Origin of the sequence: uncultured Nostoc sp., assembly GCF_964245445.1 — a bacterium.
Taxonomy (GTDB): Bacteria; Cyanobacteriota; Cyanobacteriia; order Cyanobacteriales; family Nostocaceae; genus Nostoc.
The window spans coordinates 1-5485 of the sequence record NZ_CAXTNE010000396.1 but is presented as its reverse complement, the minus strand read 5'-3'; the positions used below and the strand labels follow the sequence as shown (position 1 = coordinate 5485).

Below are 5485 nucleotides of genomic sequence, written 5' to 3'. Positions count from 1 at the left end.
TAACGAGGGTTTTAGCATCACCAACATTTGCTAAATGACTCGCTAATTTTACATGATTAATAAAAGCTTTACCTGCCTCCAATCCACCTTTGATGCCAAAGTTTAAAACTCCCCCAAAGCCATGCCGGAGATATTTCTTCGCTCGTTCATGATAAGGGTGATTAGGAAGTCCGGGATAATTAACCCATAATACTTGCTCTTGCTGCTCTAACCACCGAGCCAATTCTAGAGCATTACTCACATGCCGATCTACACGTAACGAAAGAGTCTCTAATCCTTGCAGTAAAAGAAAGGCGTTAAATGGACTCAAGGACGGGCCAAAATCCCGTAACCCTTCGACTCTGGCGCGGATAATAAAGGCAATGTTACCAAAAGAACCACCAGGCCCAAACACTTCTTGAAAATTCAGCCCATGATAACCGGGTGCTGGCTCGGTAAACAAGGGAAACTTGCCGTTACCCCAGTCAAATTTACCCGAATCGACAATTACGCCACCAATGGAAGTACCATGCCCACCAATCCATTTAGTTGCAGATTCCACTACAATGTCTGCACCATGTTCAATGGGTCGAGCTAGATACCCACCAGCACCGAAGGTATTATCCACAATTAAAGGTATGCCGTTTTCGTGGGCAATGTGAGCTAAAGCGGCAAAGTCGGGAATGTTGAATTGCGGATTGCCAATGGTTTCAATGTATAACGCTTTGGTGCGATCGTTGATCGCCTGACGGAAACTTTCTGGATCATCTCCCTCGACAAACTTGACGTTAATACCTAAACGTGGTAGAGATACTTTAAATTGGTTATATGTTCCCCCATACAAAAAACTAGTGGAAACAATATTATCCCCAGCCTGAGCGATCGTAGTGATTGCCAAGAATTGCGCCGCCTGCCCACTAGCTGTTGCTAATGCTGCTACACCCCCTTCTAAAGCAGCAATTCGCTTTTCAAATACATCCGTCGTCGGGTTCATGATCCGGGTGTAAATGTTGCCAAATTCCTGGAGAGCAAACAACCGCGCTCCGTGATCGGCGTCGTCAAAAACGTAGGAAGTCGTTTGGTAAATTGGTACAGCACGAGCATTAGTTCCAGGAGCCGGTTCTTGTCCAGCATGAACTTGCAAGGTTTCAAAACGATATTGTTCAGACATAAGCAGTTATTTGAGTTTCCAATTATATAAGCAAGTAATATACTATTTGAGCGTTCTGTTAGACTAATCAACGGTAATTCGTCAGGCTTACCGTATTTTACAGCTATTTTTAGTTAATTAAACATACTGTAGAGGCGCACAGCTAGCTATGCGCCCCTACCAAGGATTGTGGTTCAAATAGATGAAAAATGCTGTAATCTAAAGCATTTTTGACATAAATAATTTTATCCCTGCAAAAACTGATCAACTAAGTTAGGGAACTAACATTGAACGAGGATTAATTATCCCTGCCTCTTGAATTGTTGAAAAAGCAGCTTCCCCGATGATGCGATGAGCCGCAGCCGTCGGATGAATGCCATCCCAGAACAAAAACTGGTCTGGTTTACCGCAGGTGTTAGAGCCAGATAAACATGGACTGATGACATTGGTAAAGTTAAACGCTGCCGGATTTGCGATCGCATCTCGATACAGCGCGTTAGCATCTAATTGCACAATCTCCACATCGGAATGCTGTTGACTAAGTACCTTGAGCGATCGCCTCAAGCCTTGATTATGTGCTTGTGTTAATGCACTGAGGTTCACAGAATTCGTACTGTTTCTAGTGGCAGGTAACTGTCCTAAATCTGGTAAATTTGCAACCAGAATCTTTTTAGCACCCACATCAGTTAGAGAGTTGATTGCCGTTGTCACATTTTTAACAGGAATAGTTGCACTGCTTACCCCTTGCAAGTAATCATTTGCGCCTGCCCACAGCACATACAAAGCATCTGGATTCGTATGTTGATGTGTCTGCGTAAACGTCTGCACTTGATTTAGCAAGCTAGGTACATAGCTGTTGCCAACATTGCCAGTAGTTGCTCCCCCATAAGCAAAATTATGAGTTTGTTTAGAGGAGAGATGGAGGCTTTCGCCAAGATACTCAATCCAAACCCGACCATTCGAGTAACGCCCCTGAAAGTAAGTTGGATTAGGTGGGTACATTCCTCCTGTCGCCCGGAATACCATCCCTGTATCCGAAAGACTATCCCCAAATACATAAAGTTCTGAGATGGGATGAGTTTTATCCATAAATTTTGCCGCTACAACCATGAGAAAAATAAGGAGAGCAAGTCCCGTTCTTAAAAGCCACTTTTTTCTTTGCATTAAACTTTTCTGCAAACCCCAAAGACAATAGTTTTTACAACTGTTGATGATTATTGTTGTGAGTAAAGATTGAGCTTGCAATTGAGCACTTCTCTAACTTAACAAGCTAGCTTCAGAGCTAGTGAGCAAAACCGGATACTTTCAGGTGTGGATTTTGCCAATTGTCTTAATGCAACGCTGTTGTGTTTTATAACATCTCACCACTAAACGTTGTCGCTGAGAGTAGGACACCAAAACCTTTATGTGGTGCGTTACTGCGTATATTTAAAAAACTAAACGTGATTTTTATACAGATAAATACATCTGTGTTACTAAATTTGCAGATATTTAGCCATTCTTGCCCATTAGGGGAACTCAAGAAGCGAATTAAAAATTGCATAAATGTTCAACTCGCCTCAGTTAAGTAATTGGAAATTTCAACCCATCTGTTCTGTGTCTGGACTTAAAGGAGTCTCTATTGCTCTTTGTATTCTTCAATTAGCTCACCCTTTTGGGTGAGTCATATATCAACCTATCAGGTGACCTGACTGAAGGAAGCTGAGATTAATAATAAAGAGGAATCTATTACTAAAGAACACCAATCGCATTTTACCTAAGATAAACCGTATGAAACTTGTTACCTTAATAAATTCTGGACTGATGATTACTTTTATTACTCTTGTACCTGGAATTGCTGGCGCTCAAACAGCGACTAACAACAGTAGTGAAATAGCTATTAACTCTAACAATTTATCCAGGAATTCTACTTCTGTTAGTTATCTCCAGCCTTTCAATCTAGTTACTTTTGCTTATCAGGGAGGTTTGAAGCAGCACGGGATTCCTAGTGGAGAAACACTAATATTTAAAACTCAGAACAGAAATATTATTGCAAAAGATTTGGTGAAGGCTGCTGTTAATGCAGATAAATTACCATCACAAGTTTTAAATGACCAAAATTATCTAAGTGCTGTTAATTTACAACTCAACGCATTGCCTGATTATGCTGCTGCTGATTGATTTGCTTTTTCTGATATCTTTTTAAAAAGCGAAATTTTTATTATAGTATATTCATGCGCTTGTTACGAATATAAATAAAAGCCTTTCCTACGCAGAAATTACTGTGTATAAAAGAAAATTTTATCTTGAAAAACAATTTCTAAATTTTGAGATAAGTTGTGCCTATAAGTTGCTCTTATAGTGTGCGAAAGCCACAGAAAATTGTATAATCGACAGCTTATCGATCACAATTTCCTTTTCTATAGAGAATGACAGAAGTAATTAAATCCGGGAGCCTAAATAACATCGAATCCATTGAGTTTGAAAAGCGGTGCTTGCACAAAGCCAGAGAAACAGGCGATCGCAATAGGGAAGTCGTTTGTCTAGGAAGTTTGGGCAATGCTTACCACTCACTAGGCGAGTATCACCTGGCAATTGAGTTTTATCAGCAGTGGTTGGATATAGCGAAAGAAATAGGCGATCGCTTAGGGGAAGCTAAATCTTTATCTGGATTGGGCAACGCTTACCAATCACTGGGAAAATACCAGCGAGCGATTGAATTTTATCACCAGTGGTTGAGTATCACCAGAAAAATAGGCGATGCCTACGGTGGGCAAAACCAACGCACTGGCGAAGGCATTTGCTTGGGAAGTTTGGGCAATACTTATGAATGCCTCGGCAAGTACGAGCAAGCGATTGAGTATTATCAGCAGTGGTTGAGTATCACCAAGAAAATAGGCGATTGGACTGAGGAATGCATTTGCCTGGGAAGTTTGGGCAATACTTATGAATCGTTGGGGCAGTACCAACTGGCAATTGAGTTTTACCAGCAATGGTTAAAACTGGCAAGATTCATCTGCGATCGCAATGGTGAAGGCATGGCTTTAAGTGCCTTGGGTAATGCTTATAAGGCTTTGGGAAAGTACCAAAAGGCGGTTGAGTTTCATCAATATTCATTAGAGATCAGAAGGAATCTTGATGACCAAAATGCAGAAGCAAACGCCTGGTTTAATTTGGGTCTGGTGTTAGAAAAAATCAATCGACAATCAGAAGCGATGGACGCTTTTTGCCATGCCCGCGAAATTTATCACACAATGGGACTAGATGCAAGTCTGCAAGATTGTAACCATGCCATTGAGCTTCTTTCTGAAAATGTTGCAAGTGCAGCATCTCCTTTGTGGTTTGGGAGATGGTTAAGTCATTTGTCGCAGTTCATCAAAGCTGATTCTAACCAGTAATATCTCTCACCACTGATTCAGGTAATGTGAGGATGTTTTAAAAGGCTTTGGCGATTAAAAATCGCTAAAATACATGAAAATTAGCTTTTAAAACATCCTTTGAATACAGCCAGATTACATCAAGAGGACGGGTATTCATTGAATACCGCAACTGAGCCTTTGCTATCAAAAGAAAGCACAGAAAACGGGTCTTTTCGATCCCCTATCTCCATCCCAGGAGTGCCTACGGGCATTTGAGGAACAGATAAACCAGTGACATTTGGCTTTTCTTGAAGCAAACGTTTGATATCGTTTGCTGGAACGTGTCCTTCGATAACATATCCATTAACAATTGCCGTGTGGCAAGATGACAAATTATCTGGCACATTATACTTTTGTTTGACTGTTTCGATGTCAGGCGTGGAAAAGTCTGTAATTTGAAAACCTTGTGCCTTTAAGTGGTCAATCCACCCGCCACAACAATTACAATCGGGACTGTGATATACAGTGGCATTTAGCGCTGTTGATTTTAATGGTGTCTGTTCATCTTGGATATGCTTAGTGGTACTCACCAGTTGAGCATTACTCATAGGAGCAGTGCTTCCCAAGATGCCCAACACCCCTACTGTTAGACAAATTATTACCATTATACGTACAACAGCACGTACCAAGATGGGAGGTAAGGATTTTGGCCAGCAAGAAATAAATTGTTTGTACGACATCTGAGACTTCCTAAGTACAACATTGCATAAATTTGTTGTAACAAATTCTCTTCAAAAAAACTCTGCGTGCCTACCCTGCGGGAAGGCGAAGCGCCTATGTGCTTACTTTGCGTCCCTCTGCGTTTAAAAACATTATGAATTAAATTTGGCAATGCCAATGCATCGCCTTAGAGACTTCCAACTAAAATAAATATCCCATCGCTGTGTAAGCAGGGGGGCTATTAGGGACTTCCAAATAAAAAAATATCCCATCGTTTTAGAGGCAGGGGGCAGGGGGC

The 5485-nt window shown here is 41.1% G+C and carries 5 protein-coding genes; 2 read left to right on the top strand and 3 right to left on the bottom strand.

The window, feature by feature from the left end:
* Together ACFE90_RS35765 and ACFE90_RS35760 are read right to left on the bottom strand one after the other, a co-directional pair.
* Nucleotides 1–1150: O-acetylhomoserine aminocarboxypropyltransferase/cysteine synthase family protein (locus ACFE90_RS35765; protein WP_375506997.1), on the bottom strand; the 1150-nt coding region annotated here is incomplete at its 3' end.
* A gap of 252 nt (nt 1151–1402) precedes the next feature.
* Entirely contained in the window at nt 1403–2218 is an 816-nt protein-coding gene (locus ACFE90_RS35760) for an SGNH/GDSL hydrolase family protein (RefSeq protein ID WP_375506996.1), read from the bottom strand.
* A gap of 681 nt (nt 2219–2899) precedes the next feature.
* Between ACFE90_RS35760 and ACFE90_RS35755 the strand changes: the two genes are divergently transcribed.
* Nucleotides 2900–3289 (top strand): hypothetical protein, encoded by a 390-nt coding sequence (locus tag ACFE90_RS35755; protein WP_375506995.1) that lies wholly within the window; start codon nt 2900–2902, stop codon nt 3287–3289.
* 248 nt (nt 3290–3537) lie between these two features.
* Entirely contained in the window at nt 3538–4506 is a 969-nt protein-coding gene (locus ACFE90_RS35750) for a tetratricopeptide repeat protein (RefSeq protein ID WP_375506994.1), read from the top strand.
* 119 nt (nt 4507–4625) lie between these two features.
* Here the strand turns inward: ACFE90_RS35750 and ACFE90_RS35745 are convergent, their stop codons facing one another.
* The gene (locus tag ACFE90_RS35745) at nt 4626–5207 is read right to left on the bottom strand and encodes a DUF411 domain-containing protein (protein WP_375506993.1); all 582 of its coding nucleotides are present in this window, start codon (nt 5205–5207) and stop codon (nt 4626–4628) included.
* Nucleotides 5208–5485 lie beyond the last annotated feature (278 nt).

Coding starts and splice junctions, on each gene's coding strand:
- ACFE90_RS35760 (WP_375506996.1), bottom strand. CDS start 2,218: ATGGATAAAACTCATCCCATCTCAGAACTTTATGTATTTGGGGATAGT.
- ACFE90_RS35755 (WP_375506995.1), top strand. CDS start 2,900: ATGAAACTTGTTACCTTAATAAATTCTGGACTGATGATTACTTTTATT.
- ACFE90_RS35750 (WP_375506994.1), top strand. CDS start 3,538: ATGACAGAAGTAATTAAATCCGGGAGCCTAAATAACATCGAATCCATT.
- ACFE90_RS35745 (WP_375506993.1), bottom strand. CDS start 5,207: ATGTCGTACAAACAATTTATTTCTTGCTGGCCAAAATCCTTACCTCCC.